The sequence below is a fragment of the Streptomyces sp. NPDC059142 genome (assembly GCF_042755665.1).
Lineage (GTDB): Bacteria > Actinomycetota > Actinomycetes > Streptomycetales > Streptomycetaceae > Streptomyces.
The window spans coordinates 32,577-49,743 of the sequence record NZ_JBHZDA010000026.1; the positions used below are offsets into that span (position 1 = coordinate 32,577).

At 73.6% G+C, this 17,167-nt stretch carries 14 protein-coding genes; 9 read left to right on the forward strand and 5 right to left on the reverse strand.

What is annotated here, in order from left to right; genetic code table 11:
* Positions 1 to 3: 3 nt before the first annotated feature.
* Positions 4 to 1,149, forward strand: a complete 1,146-nt coding sequence (locus ACFXPK_RS12860; RefSeq protein ID WP_385074641.1) for an RNA polymerase sigma factor — start codon at positions 4 to 6, stop codon at positions 1,147 to 1,149.
* A gap of 47 nt (positions 1,150 to 1,196) precedes the next feature.
* Here ACFXPK_RS12860 and ACFXPK_RS12865 read toward each other — a convergent pair whose 3' ends face one another.
* The 5 genes from ACFXPK_RS12865 to ACFXPK_RS12885 all read right to left on the reverse strand — a co-directional run bounded on the left by ACFXPK_RS12865 (position 1,197) and on the right by ACFXPK_RS12885 (position 9,084).
* A complete protein-coding gene (locus ACFXPK_RS12865) occupies positions 1,197 to 2,048 on the reverse strand; it encodes an EamA family transporter (RefSeq protein WP_384994550.1) in 852 nt (283 codons plus the stop codon).
* Complete coding sequence (locus tag ACFXPK_RS12870; protein WP_385074644.1) at positions 2,045 to 2,575, reverse strand: YbaK/EbsC family protein; 531 nt, start codon at positions 2,573 to 2,575, stop codon at positions 2,045 to 2,047. Before ACFXPK_RS12870 ends, ACFXPK_RS12865 begins: the two co-directional genes overlap by 4 nt.
* Positions 2,576 to 2,620: 45 nt before the next feature.
* Positions 2,621 to 4,285 (reverse strand): penicillin-binding transpeptidase domain-containing protein, encoded by a 1,665-nt coding sequence (locus tag ACFXPK_RS12875; RefSeq protein ID WP_385074646.1) that lies wholly within the window; start codon positions 4,283 to 4,285, stop codon positions 2,621 to 2,623.
* Positions 4,286 to 4,424: 139 nt separating this feature from the next.
* The gene (locus tag ACFXPK_RS12880) at positions 4,425 to 7,178 is read right to left on the reverse strand and encodes a SpoIIE family protein phosphatase (RefSeq protein ID WP_384994557.1); all 2,754 of its coding nucleotides are present in this window, start codon (positions 7,176 to 7,178) and stop codon (positions 4,425 to 4,427) included.
* Between the two features lie 181 nt (positions 7,179 to 7,359).
* Positions 7,360 to 9,084: a dolichyl-phosphate-mannose--protein mannosyltransferase gene (locus ACFXPK_RS12885; RefSeq protein ID WP_385074648.1), complete on the reverse strand. Its 1,725-nt coding sequence runs from the start codon at positions 9,082 to 9,084 to the stop codon at positions 7,360 to 7,362.
* Between the two features lie 143 nt (positions 9,085 to 9,227).
* Here ACFXPK_RS12885 and rsmI point away from each other — a divergent pair, with 143 nt between their 5' ends.
* The 8 genes from rsmI (at position 9,228) to ACFXPK_RS12925 (ending at position 17,041) form a co-directional block, all read left to right on the forward strand.
* A complete protein-coding gene (gene rsmI, locus ACFXPK_RS12890) occupies positions 9,228 to 10,094 on the forward strand; it encodes a 16S rRNA (cytidine(1402)-2'-O)-methyltransferase (protein ID WP_385003476.1) in 867 nt (288 codons plus the stop codon).
* A gap of 128 nt (positions 10,095 to 10,222) precedes the next feature.
* On the forward strand, positions 10,223 to 10,708 hold the full coding sequence (locus ACFXPK_RS12895; RefSeq protein WP_385003462.1) for a hypothetical protein: 486 nt from the start codon (positions 10,223 to 10,225) through the stop codon (positions 10,706 to 10,708).
* Positions 10,709 to 10,780: 72 nt separating this feature from the next.
* Positions 10,781 to 11,650, forward strand: a complete 870-nt coding sequence (locus ACFXPK_RS12900; RefSeq protein WP_385003465.1) for a TatD family hydrolase — start codon at positions 10,781 to 10,783, stop codon at positions 11,648 to 11,650.
* Positions 11,651 to 11,788: 138 nt separating this feature from the next.
* Complete coding sequence (locus ACFXPK_RS12905) at positions 11,789 to 12,994, forward strand: ubiquitin-like domain-containing protein (protein ID WP_385003479.1); 1,206 nt, start codon at positions 11,789 to 11,791, stop codon at positions 12,992 to 12,994.
* A gap of 86 nt (positions 12,995 to 13,080) precedes the next feature.
* Entirely contained in the window at positions 13,081 to 13,926 is an 846-nt protein-coding gene (gene rsmA / locus ACFXPK_RS12910) for a 16S rRNA (adenine(1518)-N(6)/adenine(1519)-N(6))-dimethyltransferase RsmA (RefSeq protein ID WP_385003482.1), read from the forward strand.
* On the forward strand, positions 13,923 to 14,852 hold the full coding sequence (locus ACFXPK_RS12915; RefSeq protein WP_385003467.1) for a 4-(cytidine 5'-diphospho)-2-C-methyl-D-erythritol kinase: 930 nt from the start codon (positions 13,923 to 13,925) through the stop codon (positions 14,850 to 14,852). The genes rsmA and ACFXPK_RS12915 overlap by 4 nt, the downstream gene beginning before the upstream one ends.
* A gap of 150 nt (positions 14,853 to 15,002) precedes the next feature.
* The gene (locus ACFXPK_RS12920) at positions 15,003 to 15,626 is read left to right on the forward strand and encodes a hypothetical protein (RefSeq protein WP_385003470.1); all 624 of its coding nucleotides are present in this window, start codon (positions 15,003 to 15,005) and stop codon (positions 15,624 to 15,626) included.
* A gap of 65 nt (positions 15,627 to 15,691) precedes the next feature.
* Positions 15,692 to 17,041: a hypothetical protein gene (locus ACFXPK_RS12925; RefSeq protein ID WP_385003473.1), complete on the forward strand. Its 1,350-nt coding sequence runs from the start codon at positions 15,692 to 15,694 to the stop codon at positions 17,039 to 17,041.
* The last annotated feature ends 126 nt before the right edge of the window (positions 17,042 to 17,167 follow it).

The following is a 17,167-nucleotide window of genomic DNA, read 5'->3' on the forward strand; positions in this document are numbered from 1 at the left end:
TCGATGAACGAGGCTCTCCTCCGGAGCCTCACGCCCGGTGTGCTCGCCGTCCTCGTCCGCCGCGGAGCCGACTTCGCGGCGGCCGAGGACGCCGTACAGGACGCGCTGGTCGAGGCGCTCCGGGTCTGGACCGCCGATCCGCCGCGGGACCCCAAGGGCTGGCTGGTCACCGTGGCCTGGCGCAAGTTCCTCGACGCGACGCGCGCCGACACCGCACGCCGCAGGCGCGAGGACCGCGTCGAGGAGGAACCGGTGCCGGGGCCGGCGCCCGCGGTGGACGACACGCTCCAGCTCTACTTCCTGTGCGCCCACCCGTCGCTGACCCCGGCGTCGGCGGTCGCGCTCACCCTGCGCGCGGTCGGCGGGCTGACCACCCGCCAGATCGCCCAGGCGTATCTGGTGCCCGAGGCGACCATGGCGCAGCGCATCAGCCGCGCCAAGCGCACCGTCTCCGGAGTCCGCCTCGACCGGCCCGGCGATGTCGCCACAGTTCTGCGCGTCCTCTACCTGGTCTTCAACGAGGGCTACTCCGGCGACGTCGACCTCGCCGCCGAGGCCATCCGGCTCACCCGGCAGCTCGCCGCCCGTATCGACCACCCCGAGGTGGCCGGGCTGCTCGCCCTCATGCTGCTCCACCACGCCCGGCGCGCCGCCAGGACCGCGCCCGACGGCAGCCTGGTCCCGCTCGCCGAGCAGGACCGCGGCCGGTGGGACACCGCGTCGATCGCCGAGGGCGTCCGGATCCTCCAGGCGGCCCTCGCCTGCGACCGGCTGGGCGAGTTCCAGGCCCAGGCCGCCATCGCGGCCCTCCACGCCGACGCGCCCACCGCCGGGGAGACCGACTGGCCGCAGATCGTCGAGTGGTACGACGAACTCGCCCGCCTGACCGACAGCCCGGTCGTCCGGCTCAACCGCGCGGTCGCCGTCGGAGAGGCCGACGGGCCCCGCGCCGGACTGGCGGCACTCGCCGTGCTGGACGCCTCGCTGCCCCGCCACGCGGCGGTGGCGGCGTACCTCCACGAGCGCGACGGCGACCCGGCGACGGCGGCGCGCCTCTACACGGAGGCGGCCCGCAAGGCCCCCGACCTCGCCGAACGCGACCACCTGACCCGTCAGGCCGCCCGCCTCAACGCCCGCCGGGACCACTGACGGTGCGGCGCCCCCGCCCCCCGCCCCACGCCCCCGACGCCCCGCGCTCAGCTCGCGTGCAGCATCAGCCCGATGCCCACCACCATCAGGCCCGCCGCCACGATCCTCGGTGTGCCGAAGCGCTCCTTGAAGAAGACCGTCCCTATCACCGCGCCCACGATGATCGAGGACTCCCGCAGCGCCGAGACCGGGCCCAGGGGAGCGCGGGTCTGGGCCCAGAGGACGAGGCCGTAGGCGAGCATCGAGAGAGCCGCGCCGAGCAGGCCCAGCGGGGCCTGCGGGCGGAGCTGACGGAGGAGCCGGCCGCGGCGGGTGTACAGGGCGTACGCCGGGATCAGAACGCCCTCCAGGATCATCAGCCAGGCGATGTAGCCGAGCGGTGTGCCCGCGGCGCGCACGCCCACGCCGTCCACCACCGTGTACGCGGCGATCGCCAGGCCCGTCGCCAGCGCGGCCAGCAGCGCCGGCCAGTGGGGCGCCGCGCGGGAGCCCCTGATGCCCCACAGGGCCACGCCCACCAGGCCCGCCGAGGCGACCACGACGCCCGCCGTCTGCCACGCGTCCATCGTCTCGCCGACGACGAGGACGGCCACGACGGTCACCACCAGCGGCGCCGTGCCGCGCGCGATCGGGTACATCTGGCCGAAGTCGCCCAGGGTGAACGAGCGCATGAGCAGGGTCATGTAGCCGACGTGGAGCAGCGCGGAGACCAGCAGGTACGGCCAGGCGCCCGCGTCCGGCAGCGGGGTGAGGCAGGCGAGCACCGCGCCGATGACGGCGGCCCCTCCGCTGATCAGCGTGAAGGCCACGAGCTGGTCCGCGAACCTGTGCGCGATGGCGTTCCAGGTGGCGTGGGTCACCGCCGCCGCCAGGACCGCCGCCACGACCAGCGGGGTCACGCCCCGGAGCCCTCGCGTACGTCCACCGGTGTGCCGCCCGCGTGTCCGATCAGCGTGCCCGGTTCCATCGGGAAGACCGTGTGCGGTGTCCCCGCCGCCGCCCACACCACCTGATGGGCGAGCAGCCCCCGGTCGGCCAGCACCCGGGTCCTCGTACGGTGGCCGAAGGGCGGTACGCCGCCGATCGCGTACCCCGTGGTCTCCCGTACCAGCGTGGCGTCCGCGCGCTTCACCGAGGCCGCGCCCAGCTCCCGCCGTACGCGCTCCACGTCGACCCGGGACGCGCCGTCCACCAGGACCAGCACCGGGACCCCGTCCGCCTCGAAGACCAGGGACTTGACGATCTCGGCCAGGTCGCAGCCGACCGCCGCCGCGGCCTGGGCGGCGGTGCGTGTGGCGTCGGGGAAGGTGCGGACCCGCTCCGTGAGGGCGTCCAGGCCCAGTTCGCGCAGCGCCTCCGCGAAGCGCGGGTGCACGGCGGCGCCGGGGGGCGGGGTGGCCTCTGGGGTGGTGTCAGGAGTGGTCATGCCCCCGCACGCTAGCCCCCACGCCGCCGGTCACGCGAGCCGCTTTCACCCCGCCGCCAGCACCGCCGCGACCACCGGTCCCGCCGCGTCGCCCCCGTGGCCGCCGGCCTCCACGACCGCCGCCGCGGCGAGGTCGTCGTGGTAGCCCGTGAACCAACTGTTCGACGTCTCCTGGCCGTCGACCTCCGCGGAGCCGGTCTTCGCGCCCTTGTCCCCGCCGAGCCCGGCCATCGCCTTCGCGCCCGTACCGCTCGTCGCCGTCAGCCGCATCATGGAGCGCAACTGCTGCGCCACGCCCGACGGCAGCGAGCGCGCCGCCGTCGCGATCTCCCGGTCGTCCAGTGAAGGCGCGACGACGACCGGCTGCTTGAACGCGCCGTTCTTCGCGGTGGCCGTGACCGACGCCATGTTGAGCACGTTCATCTGGACCGTGCCCTGCCCGATGTACTGGGCCGCCGCCTCGCCCCCCGACGAGCTGGGGATGGAGCCGTCGAAGGACGCGACCCCTGTCTTCCAGTTGTCGAGGCCGATCCCGAAGACCTCGGCGGCCTCCTTGGTCAGCGCGCCGTCGTCGCCCACGTCGTCGATCAGCTTGATGAAGGCGGTGTTGCAGGAGCGGGCGAAGCTCTGGGAGAAGGGCTGCCCGTCGATGGAGAAGTCGTCCAGGTTCTTGAAGGTGCGCCCCATGTAGATCGCGTTCTTCGGGCACTCGGCGGTCCGGTCCGCGCCGATCAGGTCCTTCTCCAGCAGCATCGCGGCCGTCACGATCTTCAGCGTGGAGCCGGGGGCCTGCTTGCCGAGCATCGCCGCGTTGAAGCCGTCCTTGCGGTTGTTCGCGACGGCCAGGATCTCGCCCGTGCTGGGCTTGACCGCCGCGACCGACGCCTCGCTGAACTTCTTCACCGAGGTCTCGGCGGCGGCCTGGACGTTCGCGTCGAGCGTCGTCCTCAGCGTGCCCTCCTTGCCCTGGGAGAGGGTCAGCAGGCTCTCGTCGGCGGGGGCGTCGGGGCCGGTGGTGCCGTCCGCGCCCGTGTCGCTCTTCAGCATCAGCTCGATGCCGGCCGCGCCGCCCGCCTCCTTGCCGTACCGCTCGCGGAGCTGGTCGAGGACCGACCCGAGGGACGGGTACTTCTCCTTCGTCAGCTCGACGCCGTTGCGGTCGACCGCCTTGATGGGCGGTACGGACGCCTTCGCCGTCTCCAGGCGGTTGGTCCCGGTCAGCTTCGGGTGGATCACCGACGGCGCCCAGGAGACCAGCGGCCGTCCCGTCGACAGCCCGCGCACCACGGTCAGTTCCGAGGTGTACGTCCAGGGCTTGCTCGCGCCGTCCAGCTCGACCTTCGCCTTGACGGTGAACGGAACCTTCGCGCCGACCGCCGGGCCCGGAGTGATCGTCACGTCGGTGACATGGGCCTCGGTGCGGTACGCGCCGATGACGGGCGTCGCGGCCGTGGGGTTGTTGGTGAGCTGCGCGACGGCCGCCGCGTCGCCGCCCTCCGCCCACTTGCCCAGGAAGTCCTCGGACGCCTGCTCGATCTCGTCGGCGCTCAGCGGTCCGGTCCTGACCTCGCGGGTCGAGGCCGACTTCGTCTTCGCGTCCGTGCCGTCGCCGGTCATCCCGTTGTAGACGTTGTACGCGCCGTAACCCACCCCACCGGCGAACACGAGAAAAACTCCGCCTATGACGGCGGTCTTCGCTCCACTGCGCATGAGCGGTGGTCACCCCTCCCCAGGAGCCTCGAACATCTGAACATGTTCAAGTACGTCATCGACTCGGAACTCTACGGGACGGGTGAGTCACACGAGGAGAGCGTTACCGGACTGCTACAGAGGCCGGGGCGGGCGGGAGTCAGCCGCCATGGCGCGGCAGCGCCGTCTCCGTCCAGATGACCTTGCCGCGCGCCGTGTACCGCGTACCCCACCGGTCGGCGAACTGCGCGACCAGGAAGAGCCCCCGCCCGCCCTCGTCGGTGGCCGCGGCGGCGCGCAGATGCGGGGAGGTGGCGCTGGTGTCGGAGACCTCGCAGATCAGCGTACGGTCGCGGAGCAGCCGGACCCCGATGGGCCCCGAGGCGTACCGGATGGCGTTGGTGATCAGCTCGCTCAGCACCAGCTCGGTGGTGAACGCCGCCTCCGCCAGCCCCCATTCGGTGAGCCGGCGGCTGACCTGGGCGCGTACGGCGGCCACCGCCGCCGGGTCGTGCGGCACCGTCCACTCGGCGATCCGGTCCGCGTCGAGCCGGCGGACCCGGGCGACCAGGACGGCGATGTCGTCGTTCGGCCGGTCGGGGACCAGCGCGTGCAGCACCGCCTCGCAGGTGGCGTCCGGGTCCTGCCCGGGGGTCCCGGTGAGCGCCGTCCGCAGATGGTCGAAGCCCACGTCGATGTCCCACGCGCGGTCCTCGATCAGCCCGTCCGTGTACAGCACCAGCCGGCTGCCCTCCTCCAGGGTGAACTCCGTCGTCTCGTACGGCAGCCCGCCGATCCCGAGCGGCAGCCCGGCGGGCAGGTCCAGGAACTCGGCGGTGCCGTCCGGGTGGACGAGGGCGGGCGGCGGGTGGCCGGCGCGGGCCACCGTGCAGAGCCCGGAGGCCGGGTCGTAGACCGCGTACACGCAGGTGGCCCCGGTGACGGCGGTCCTGCCCTCGGAGGGCCGGGGCGCCGAGCCGTCCTCCACCGGCGCGTCCGCGTCCTGCTCCTCCGCGTCGATCCGGCTGACCAGCTCGTCCAGATGGCCCAGCAGCTCCTCGGGCGGCAGGTCGAGCGCGGAGAAGTTGGCGACGGCCGTCCGCAGCCGCCCCATCGTGGCCGCCGCGTGCACCCCGTGCCCGACCACGTCGCCCACCACCAGCGCCACCCGCGCGCCCGGCAGGGCCAGCACGTCGAACCAGTCGCCGCCCACGCCCGACTCGGCCGGCAGATAGCGGTAGGCGAGGTCGAGGGCGCTCTGCTCCGGCAGCCGGTTGGGCAGCAGGCTGTGCTGGAGCACGACGGCCATGGTGTGCTCGTGCGTGTAGCGGCGCGCGTTGTCGATGCACACGGCGGCGCGGCCGGCCAGCTCACCGGCGAGCGAGATGTCGTCCTGCTCGAAGGGCTCGGGGCGCCGCGCCCGCCAGAAGTTGACCATCCCCAGCATGACGCCCCTGGCCAGCAGCGGAACGGTGATGAAGGAGTGGAACCCGTACTCCAGCAGGAGTTCGCCGCGCTCGGGGTCGTGCCGGCTCCAGGTGTCCGAGGAGCGCAGATCGCCGGTGAGGACCGGCTCCCCGATGACCAGGCTCTCGCTCTGCGGGGAGAACGGCACCAGGCTGAACTCCGTGCCGACCCGGTAGAGCGGTGAGTCGGCCGCGACCCCGTGCACGGCGATCCTGCGCAGCGCCTCCCCGGCCCGCGGGCCGGGTTCCTTGCCGCTCAGGACCGGTTCCGCGAGGTCGACGGTGACGAAGTCCGCGAAGCGGGGGGAGGCCACCCGGGCCAGCTCCTCGGCCGTACGCGTCACGTCCAGGGTGGTGCCGATCTGGGTGGTCGCCTCGTAGAGGAGGGCGAGCCGGCCGCGGGCCCGCTCGGCCCGCCCGGACAGGGCGCGCAGCTCGGTGGAGTCGCGCAGCGTGGTCACCCAGCCGGGCGGTCCGCCGGCCCGGTCGGTGGGGCGCCGGTTCAGGACGAGCTGCCGCTCCCCGGAGTTGACCACCTCGTCGTCGGCGACCCGTTCGGAGGCGAGCAGCCGCTCCGTCTCCGGGGCGAGCCCCAGCTCCGAGACGTACCGGCCCTCCGGGTCCGGGGGGAGGCCGAGCAGGAGGGACGCCTCGTCGTTGGCGAGCAGCAGCCGGCCGTCGCCGCCGACGATGAGCACGCCCTCGCGTACGGCGTGCAGGACCGCGTCGTGGTGCTCGTACATCCGGGTCATCTCGGCCGGTCCGAGCCCGTGGGTCTGCCGGCGCAGCCGGCGGTTCATGAACACCGTTCCGGCGGTGGTCAGCAGCAGACCGCCGGCGGCCGCCCCGAGGAGGACGGGGAGCTGCTGCTCCACGGCGGTGCTGACCTTGGCGATGGTGATCCCGGCCGAGACCAGGCCGATGACCTTGTGGCCGGGGCCGAAGACCGGCACCACCGCGTACACGGCGGGGCCCAGCGTGCCGACGTTCCGCGCGGTGAAGGCGTGGCCCTCCTGGGCGGGCTTGATGTTGCCGACGAAGTGCTGGCCGATCCGGGCCGGGTTGGGGTGGGTGTACCGAATGCCCTGCGCGTTGGTGACGACGACGAAGTCGACGCCGGAGAGCTTGCGCGCGGCCTCGGCGCGCGGCTGGAGGATCGCGGTCGGGTCGGGGGAGAGCAGCGCGGCCACCATGCCGGGGGAGTTCGCGAACGTCCCGGCAACGGCGAGGGAACGGTTCGTCGCCTCCTGCTGGCTGTCGCGGTGGGCCTGGAGGACGACGGCGGTCGCGGCGGCGGCCACCAGCAGCAGCACGATCACGGCCTGGAAGAGGAAGACCTGCCCGGCGACGCTGCTGGTGCCGAGGCGCCACCAGGATCCGGCCCGCCTCCAGGACCGTGCGCCGGTTGAGGGCCGGGGCTCGCCTGGACGTCGGGCCAATCGGGCCATACGGACAGATCTACACCAGGATCCGGGGCGAGGCGACCGCTGTCCGGCCGCCGGATCCGCCGCCGCGGCCGGCCGGCCCCGGCGGCCTCACCGGAACCGGCCGCCCCACAGGGCCCGGTGGCCCCACGGGCCCGGTGGCCCCACGGGCCCGGTGGCCCCACGGGGCCGGGAAGCCGCCCCGCTACACCCAGGTGTCCAGCCACATCCGGTTGCGCCACGAGTCGAGCGGGATCGCCGTGCCCGTGTAGATCGGCCAGAAATAGATGAAGTTCCAGACGATCAGCAGGACCAGGACGCCCGCGCCGACCGCGCCGATCGTCCTGCGCCGCTCGTCCGCGCCGCGCGGGCCCAGGATCGCGCCGATCATCATCGCCACGGCCAGACAGAGGTACGGGACGAAGACGACCGCGTAGAAGAGGAAGATCGTCCGCTCCTGGTAGAGCATCCAGGGGCCCCAGCCGACCGCCACCGCGCAGGCGATCGCGCCCGCCCGCCAGTCGCGGCGGAAGAACCACCGCCACAGGACGTAGAGCAGGGCGAACGCGCCCGCCCACCACAGCATCGGCGTGCCGAGCGCCAGCACCTCGCGGGCGCACTTCCCGGCGGTCGACGCCGGGCAGCCGTCCTGGCCGGCGGCCGGGTCCTCGTAGAAGTACGAGACCGGGCGGCCCAGCACGATCCAGCTCCACGGGTTGGACTGGTAGGTGTGGCCGGACGTCAGGTTGATGTGGAACTGGTACACCTCGTACTCGTAGTGCCACAGGCTGCGCACCCAGTCCGGCAGCCAGGTGAAGTGGCCGCCCTTGCCCGCCGTCGCGGCCCAGTCCCGGAAGTAGCCCTTGTCGGTGACGATCCACCCGGTCCACGAGGCGAGGTACGTGGCGATCGCGACCGGCACCGTCGAGAAGAACGCCGGGACGATGTCCCGCTTCAGCACCGCCAGGTACGGCCGTACCGCACCCGCCGTACGCCGCGCGCCCACGTCCCACAGGACCGCCATGACCGCGAAGGCGGCCAGGATGTAGAGCCCGTTCCACTTCGTCGCGAAGGCCAGGCCCAGCATCAGCCCGGCGGCCAGCCGCCACGGCCGCCACCCCAGGCGCAGCCCCTCGGCGACCGCGGCGTCCGGGCGCAGCACGCCCTCGCCCTCGTCCACCGGGAGCGCCGCCGCCAGCCGGGCCCTGGCCCGGTCGCGGTCGATCAGCAGACAGCCGAACGCGGCCAGCACGAAGAACATCAGCACCAGGTCGAGCAGGGCCGTGCGGCTCATCACGAAGTGCAGGCCGTCCACCGCGAGCAGCGCGCCCGCCAGGCACCCCAGGAAGGTGGAGCGGAAGAGGCGCCGCCCGATCCGGCAGAGCATCAGCACGGAGAGCGTGCCGAGCACCGCCACCATGAAGCGCCAGCCGAAGGGGGTGAAGCCGAACATCTGCTCGCCGAGGCCGATGACCCACTTGCCGACCGGCGGATGCACCACGTAGCCGGGGTCGACCGGGACCGGGACGGAGGACGGGTCCTTGAGGATCGACGCGTCGACGTCCTTGGGCCAGCTCCCCTCGTACCCCTGGTTGATCAGGGCCCAGGCGTCCTTGGCGTAGTACGTCTCGTCGAATATCACCGCCTTGGGGCTGCCCAGGTTCCAGAACCGCAGCACACCCGCGAAGAGCGCCACGAGCGCCGGGCCGCCCCACGCCGACCAGCGGACCAGCCGCTCGGTCAGCGGGGCCGGCACCCCGAGCACGGCCCACAGCCGGTCCGAGGGCCGGGTGTAGGGCGGCACCAGGCGTTCGCGCAGGCCCGTCACCGGCCGCGGGGCATGGCCGAATCGGCGCAGCCGCTGAGGCCATGAGGGCTGCTTCTCGTCGGCGTCGGGCCCCTGGAGGGCTTCTGGCGCAGTACTGGTCACCGCGCCATCGTAGGGAACGCCGCTGTGCGAGGCGTGCGTCCGGCCCTGCGAGGATGGCGGATGTGACTGCGACGCCTGGAACACCGCCCCCGACAGCCGCCCCGACGACCTCCGCGACCAGCGGCTCGGCCTCCCCCGGAACGCTGGTCCTCGCGGGCACGCCCATCGGCGATGTCGCGGACGCCCCGCCCCGGCTCGCCGCCGAGCTGGAGACCGCCGAGGTGATCGCCGCCGAGGACACCCGGCGGCTGCGCCGGCTCACCCAGGCGCTCGGGGTGCACACCCGGGGGCGCGTCGTGTCGTACTTCGAGGGGAACGAGTCCGCGCGGACGCCCGAGCTGGTGGCGGCGCTGACGGGCGGGGCGCGGGTGCTGCTGGTCACGGACGCGGGCATGCCGTCCGTCTCCGACCCCGGCTACCGGCTGGTGGCGGCCGCCGTCGAGCAGGGCATCCGGGTCACGGCCGTACCGGGGCCCTCGGCCGTGCTGACCGCGCTGGCGCTCTCCGGGCTGCCCGTGGACCGCTTCTGCTTCGAGGGGTTCCTGCCGCGCAAGGCGGGCGAGCGGCTGGGCAAGCTCCGCGAGGTGGCGGGGGAGCGGCGCACGCTCGTCTACTTCGAGGCCCCGCACCGGCTGGACGACACGCTCGCCGCGATGGCGGAGGTCTTCGGCGCCGACCGCAGGGCCGCCGTCTGCCGTGAGCTGACCAAGACGTACGAGGAGATCAAGCGCGGCCCCCTGGGGGAGCTGGCGGCGTGGGCGGCCGAGGGCGTACGGGGCGAGATCACCGTCGTCGTGGCGGGCGCCCCCGACCCGGTACCCGGCGATCTCGACGCCGAGGAGCTGGTACGGCGGGTACGCGTGAGGGAGGAGGCGGGGGAGCGGCGCAAGGAGGCGATCGCCGCCGTCGCCGTCGAGGCGGGCCTGCCCAAGCGGGAGGTGTTCGATGCTGTCGTCGCGTCAAAAAACGCGGCGCGCACGGCCCCCGCAGAAGGTAAAGGACTATCGTGAAATGTAAAGCGCAGACCGCGTGCCGGGTCATTGGGACATGAGAAGGCCAAGACCCATCCAATAATCGACAGGCGCTGATGCGCTCCCGCCTTCGAAGGCGTCCACTGGGTCAGTGGAGAGGAGCTGGCATGAGTGAGATCACGGGCACCGCCGTAGTTCACGAGGCATATGCCTTTTGTTGCATGCGCTGTGGACACGGCTGGGAGCAGGCTTACGACATAGAGCATCATGTCGACGGCTCGGGACAGAATGTCGTGGTGTACAAGACGGACGGGGTGCGGGTTCCCTCCCCGCTCTCCAGCCCGACCTGCCAGAACTGCGGCGGCCACGTCGTACGCATCATGAGGTCCGGACAGGTCTCGTCGGTCCGGGCGCTGATGACCGAGCAGCACCACCCGGCGAAGCGGTCCGCGGCGGCGAAGGCCGCGCCGGCGGGCGCGGCGGCCGGGGACCTGGGGGGCGCGGGCGCGGAAGGGCAGCCGGGCGAGGAGATACCCGCCCGGACGCCGGGCGGGGAGAGGTCCGCCGGATCCGCGGAGAAGCCCGCCGAGGGGCACCACCACTGGCACCTCTCCGACCTGCTGCACCCGTTCCAGCACCACCACCGCCCGTGAGCGCGCGGGGCCGGTACCGCCCGACGGATCCGTCCGGATCCCGGGGGACCGGTCCCCCGTAGGATCGCGCCCATGAGTTCGAAGGAAGCCCCGCCGCCGCTGCCCGAACCCCTGCGGGTGGCGGTCGCGGACGCGCACACCCATCTGGACATGCAGGAAGGCACCGTCGCCGAGGCGCTGGAGAAGGCCGCCTCCGTCGGGGTCACGACCGTGGTCCAGGTGGGGTGCGACCTCAAGGGATCGCGCTGGGCCGCCGAGACCGCCGCGGTGTACGACAGCGTCCACGCGGCGGTCGCGCTCCACCCCAACGAGGCGCCGCGCCTCGTGCACGGCGACCCCGACGGCTGGTCGCGCCAGGGCGCCCGCCCGGGCGGCGGCGAAGCGGCGCTGGACGACGCGCTGGACGGGATCGACGCGCTGGCCGCGCTGGAGCAGGTACGGGCCGTCGGCGAGACCGGGCTCGACCACTTCCGTACGGGGCCCGAGGGCCGTGCGGCGCAGGAGCGCTCGTTCCGCGCCCACATCGAGATCGCCAAGCGCCACGGGAAGGCGCTGGTGATCCACGACCGCGAGGCGCACGCCGACGTGCTCCGTATCCTCGCGGAGGAAGGCGCTCCGGAACGCACGATTTTCCATTGCTATTCCGGCGACGCCGAAATGGCCGAGATTTGTGCCGCAGCCGGTTATTACCTGTCCTTCGCAGGAAATGTCACCTTCAAAAACGCTCAATTGTTGCGTGATGCGCTCACCGTAGCGCCGCTCGATCGTGTCCTGGTCGAGACCGACGCACCTTTTCTCACCCCCGCGCCCTTTCGGGGCAGGCCGAATGCCCCGTATCTCATTCCCGTCACCCTGCGGGCCATGGCGGAGGTCCGGGGGATCGGCGAGGACGCGATGGCCGAGGCGATCGCGCGGAACACGGCCCGGGCGTTCGATTACTGAACCCCGGGGCGCGCACGGGACCGGACCCCGGTCGCACCGGCGCGGGGCCGCCGCCGAATCGGGCCCCTGTGCGAGTGGGTACGCTGGGTAGCCGAGCCGCTTTGGAGAGTGACCGAAGCTCCGCTAGGGTCCGGGGGCATCCCGCACCGGATCCCGTGGAGCGTCGTGAGCAATGCACAGGGCAGTCACCGTGCGACCCGCGGCGGGCGCCGCGCTCCCTCCCGGCGCCGCGGCCCCGCCGCCCCCGCGACCCCCGAGGCGCTGCGCCGGCTGCTCCCGCAGGCCCTCGTCGTCGCGTTCCTCGCGGGCGGCACCTCCGCCTTCCTCGTCCACGACAAAGCCGTCCGGCTGAGCGTCGACGGCGTACCGCGCACCATGCACACCTTCGCCGGAGACGTCGGGGAACTCCTCGCCCACGAGGGCGTCGCCGTCGGCGCCCACGACATCGTCGCCCCCGCGCCCGCCGCCGCGCTCGGCCACGGCGACGAGGTCGTCGTCCGCTACGGCCGCCCCGTCCTGCTCACCCTCGACGGACAGCGCCGCCGCGTCTGGACCACGGCCCGCACGGTCGACGGCGCGCTGCGCCAGCTCGGGGTGCGCGCCGAGGGCGCGTACCTCTCCGTGTCGCGCTCCGCCGCCATCGCCCGCCACGGACTGGCGCTCGACGTACGCACCGAGCGCGCTCTCACCATCCTGGCCGACGGCCGCGAACACCGGCTCCGCACCAACGCGGCCACCGTCGCCGAGGCGCTCGCCGAGACCGGGATCGCCCTGCGCGGCCAGGACACCACCTCCGTACCGGGCGACAGCTTCCCGCGCGACGGCCAGGTCGTCACGGTCCTGCGCGTCACCGCCGGCGAGGAGACCCGCGAGGAGACCGTCCCGTACGACACCGTGCGCACCGCCGATCCCGCGCTGCCGCGCGGCACCGAGGTGGTCGAGCAGGCCGGGCACGCGGGCGCGCGCCGGATCACGTACGCGCTGCGCACCGTCAACGGCGTACGCCAGAAACCCCGCAGGATCCGTACGGAGACGGTGCGCGCGCCGGTCACACAGCGGGTCCGGGTCGGTACGAAGGTGATGCCGTCGTCCGTCGCGGGCGCGGACGGGCTCAACTGGGGCGGGCTCGCCGCCTGCGAGTCCGGCGGGCGGCCCGACGCGGTGGACGCGTCGGGGAGCTACGGCGGGCTCTACCAGTTCGACACCGGGACCTGGCACGCCCTCGGCGGCAGCGGACGCCCCCAGGACGCCCCGGCCACCGAGCAGACGTACCGCGCCAAGAAGCTCTACGTACAGCGGGGGGCGAGCCCGTGGCCGCACTGCGGCCGTAGGCTGACCGGGTGAGCACCACTGAGCCCGACGTACCGGACGCCCCCTCCGGCGTCCCTTCCGACACCCCGCCCGCCCCTCCCGCCGCCGTCTCCGACGCCCTGCTGGGCCCGGCGGACGTCCGTGAACTGGCGGCGGCGCTGGGCGTGCGCCCGACCAAGCAGCGCGGGCAGAACTTCGTCATCGACGCCAACACCGTCCGCCGGATCGTCCGCACCGCCGAGGTGCGCCCCGACGACGTGGTCGTGGAGATCGGCCCCGGGCTCGGCTCGCTGACCCTGGCGCTGCTGGAGGCGGCGGACCGGGTGACGGCGGTGGAGATCGACGACATCCTCGCGGGCGCCCTGCCCGCGACGATCGCCGCCCGGATGCCGGAGCGCGCCGAGCGGTTCGCGCTCGTCCACTCGGACGCGATGCGGGTACGGGAGCTGCCGGGCCCGGCGCCGACCGCGCTGGTCGCGAACCTGCCGTACAACGTCGCCGTCCCGGTGCTGCTGCACATGCTGGAGCACTTCCCGACCATCGAACGCACCCTGATCATGGTCCAGGCGGAGGTCGCCGACCGGCTGGCCGCGACACCGGGCAACAAGGTGTACGGGGTGCCGTCGGTCAAGGCCAACTGGTACGCGGACGTGAAGCGCGCCGGCGCGATCGGCCGGACCGTCTTCTGGCCCGCGCCCAATGTCGACTCCGGGCTGGTCTCGCTCGTACGCAGGGCCGAGCCGGTGCGCACGACGGCGTCCAGGACCGAGGTCTTCGCGGTCGTCGACGCCGCCTTCGCGCAGCGCCGCAAGACCCTGCGCGCGGCGCTCGCCGGCTGGGCGGGCTCCGCCCCGGCCGCGGAGGCGGCGCTGGTCGCCGCCGGGGTGTCGCCGCAGGCGCGCGGGGAGTCGCTGACGGTGGAGGAGTTCGCGCGGATCGCGGAATCGAAGGGGGCGGGCGCGTGAGCGGCCGGCAGCGGGTACGGGTACGGGTCCCGGCCAAGGTCAACGTCCAGCTCGCGGTGGGCGCCGCGCGCCCCGACGGCTTCCACGACCTGGCCAATGTCTTCCTCGCCGTCGGCCTGTACGACGAGATCACGGTGGAGCCCGCCGACACGCTCCGGATCACCTGCGAGGGCCCGGACGCCGGCCAGGTCCCCCTGGACCCGACGAACCTCGCGGCGCGCGCCGCGCTCGCGCTGGCGCGGCGCCACGGCATCGACCCGTCCGTCCATATCCACATCGCCAAGGACATCCCGGTGGCCGGCGGCATGGCGGGCGGCAGCGCGGACGGCGCGGGCGCCCTGCTGGCCTGTGACACGCTCTGGTCGCTGCACTCCTCGCGGGACGAACTCCTCGACATCTGCGCCGAGTTGGGCAGCGACGTACCGTTCAGCCTGATCGGCGGGGCGGCGCTGGGCACCGGGCGCGGGGAACAGCTCACGCCCCTGGAGACCGGTGGCGGCTTCTCCTGGGTGTTCGCGGTCGCGGACGGCGGGCTCTCCACCCCGACGGTCTTCCGGGAGTTCGACCGCCTCACCGCCGGTACCCCCGTACCGGCCCCGGCCGCCGACCCGGCGCTGCTCGACGCCCTCCGTACCGGTGACGCCACCGCGCTGGCGGCCACCGTGTCGAACGACCTCCAGCCCGCGGCCCTCGCCCTGCGCCCCTCCCTGGCGGACACCCTGGCGGCGGGCACGGCGGCGGGCGCGCTGGCCGCGCTGGTCTCGGGCTCGGGACCCACGACGGCGTTCCTCGCCAAGTCCCCGGAGTCGGCGGACGAGGTGGCCGAGGCCCTGCTCGCCTCGGGGACCTGCCGTACGGCCCGGGTCGCGACCTCGCCGGCCGAGGGCGCGACCGTGCTCGAACACCGGGGCCCCGGCGCGATCTGACGCGGCGTTACGGCCACCCGTAGGCAGTTGTCCGCTAATGGCTCAAGATCCATTGCGGTCGGATGGCAGGGCCGAGCGGGGTACCGGAGTCTGGCGGCGGGTGGCCGCGGCGTCAGGGCGGCCACCGGCCCCCTGACGAAAAGGAGTTCCATGCGTGATCTCCGCGCGCGCCTGCTGCCCGTCCTCGCCGGAATCGCGGTCGTGGCGGGCCTGGTCGCCCTCGACCCCGGACCGGCCCCCGTCGCCGCGCCCGCTCCCCTCACCGCACCTGTGCCCGTAGCCGCGGCCGCCCCCGTCGCGCCCGGCTCCGCCGCCACCCCGCAGCCGCAGCACGGCGCGGGCCCCGGCATCGCCGCCGCCCCCACCCCGCCGATGCCGGCCCCCGAACCGCCCACGCCCGGCAAACCGTCGCCTCCCCCGGTGCCCCCGGCCAAGCCGGTGCCCTCCGCCCCGGGAACCGACCCGTGCGGATCGATCAACGGCATCCCGGCGAGCGAGTCCTGCAAGGGCGTCGGCGCGAACCAGGCCGCCAACGACGCCTGCCAGTCGGCGAGTTTCCACGATTGCAGCAAGCCGATGACCGGCCAGGCCCAGAACACCTGGCAGCAGGGCCAGAACAGCCACGCCCAGGCGCAGCAGGACTTCCACGCCGTCCCCCGCGACCAGTCCGCCGCCTCCGGCACGGCCGAGCTGTGCCACTCCTCCTCCGGCATGCGGGAGCGGCTGTCCGCCACGGATGTGATCGTTCCCCCGTCCGCCTGGTGGGCCTGCTGACCGGACCGCCCCCGGCCCCCACGCCCCGGACGCGGGGCACCCCGCTCCAGACCAAGGAGACAGCCGTGCCACGACGCCGTGCCCGACGCTGCCTGACCGCCCTGCTCGGCGGCTCGCTCGTCCTCACCGCCCCGCCCGCCCCGGCCGCCGCCGCGGAACCGGTCGCCGTCCCCGTCGAGAACGCCGACCACGCGGAACCCCTCGTCGCCACCGGGACCGCGACCAAGCCCCCGGACCGGTGGACGGCGGCCGGGACCCAGCTCCTCTCCGCCACCGCCGCCGGCCACCCCGACAAGGTCCAGGCGACCGCCCTCAACCGTGACGTCAGCCCCAAGCAGGGCACCCTGACCACCCGGCTCTGGCGGGTCCAGAAAGGCGCGAAGGTCACCGTGGCCTGGGACGACAGCCCCGGCGCCCTGACCGAGTGCAGACCCGACGAGGTCGCGAACGGGCAGGGCTACGACCTGACCGCGGCCGGGAGCGCGGACGACCGGCCCGCGTCCTTCACCACGAAGAGCACCGAACCGGGGAAGGCGAACTGGCGGTCCGGGCCGGAGCGCCGCACCTACTCCTTCACCGCGGGCGAGAACAACCCGAAGATCTCCTTCGTCTCGAAACCGGCGGACAAGGCGTCCAAGTGCGGCCCGCTGCTCACCCGGTTCACCGCGACCCAGGAGCCCGCGCCCGTACCGTACGACGACAAGAAGCCGCGGCTGCCGATGCCCGAGGCGTACAAGGGGCACGAGCCCGTCCCGGCCAAGGACGTCGTGACCGCCTGCAACTCGCCCGGCGCCTGCCGCTTCGAGAAGGACGAGCGCTACTCCTTCCGCTACTACGACCGGCCCCGCACGGTCGGCCAGGCGTACATCAACTGCACCCGGAACCCGATCACCGACCAGCGCCCGCTGAAGTGGCAGGAGTTCCCCTACGACAACCTCACCCAGTACTTCGTCAAGGAGGAGAAGAAACCGCTCAATCCGCGCGACCCGCTCAACCTGAGCCTCAAGGAGATCGCCGCGCAGATCGAGACCGGTTTCACCGGCTCCGACGGCAACCCGCTCGGCATGGCCACCACCAACCCCCTCCTGTGGAACCGCGAGGAGGAGCGCACGCTCACCGTCACCGTCCAGCCCGGCGAGGTGAGCTGGATCGAGGTGCAGGCCGCCCGCGAACGCACCGTCGGCACCCTGGTGCACGACAAGAACGTCATGCGCCTCGACATCACCCTGGACGTGCCCTCGGGCTCGTTCGGCGACCGCTTCTACCAGCGCACCGGCCCGATGAGCCAGGTCGAGCTGACCCGCTGCGCCGACGCCAGGGACAACGCGCGCACCCCCGACAACACCATCGGCGCCCCGACCCTGCGCTCCGGGGGCCCGGCGCCCGGACTGCTGCCGGTGACCCGGCGCCCGTAACCCCGTACGTACGGAGGAAAGAGGGGTGACCGGCCCTCAGGCCCCGTCACCCCCCGTGACTCCCGCCGCCGAGCCGGGGGTTTATGCGGGTCGCCGCCACGTCGCGAGCCGCACCCGCGCTAAGTC

What these genes read in the sequence shown, in the direction of transcription:
- ACFXPK_RS12860 (WP_385074641.1), top strand. Translation starts at nt 4, where the DNA reads ATGAACGAGGCTCTCCTCCGGAGCCTCACGCCCGGTGTGCTCGCCGTC.
- ACFXPK_RS12870 (WP_385074644.1), bottom strand. Translation starts at nt 2,575, where the DNA reads ATGACCACTCCTGACACCACCCCAGAGGCCACCCCGCCCCCCGGCGCC.
- ACFXPK_RS12875 (WP_385074646.1), bottom strand. Translation starts at nt 4,285, where the DNA reads ATGCGCAGTGGAGCGAAGACCGCCGTCATAGGCGGAGTTTTTCTCGTG.
- ACFXPK_RS12880 (WP_384994557.1), bottom strand. Translation starts at nt 7,178, where the DNA reads ATGGCCCGATTGGCCCGACGTCCAGGCGAGCCCCGGCCCTCAACCGGC.
- ACFXPK_RS12895 (WP_385003462.1), top strand. Translation starts at nt 10,223, where the DNA reads ATGAGTGAGATCACGGGCACCGCCGTAGTTCACGAGGCATATGCCTTT.
- ACFXPK_RS12900 (WP_385003465.1), top strand. Translation starts at nt 10,781, where the DNA reads ATGAGTTCGAAGGAAGCCCCGCCGCCGCTGCCCGAACCCCTGCGGGTG.
- ACFXPK_RS12920 (WP_385003470.1), top strand. Translation starts at nt 15,003, where the DNA reads ATGCGTGATCTCCGCGCGCGCCTGCTGCCCGTCCTCGCCGGAATCGCG.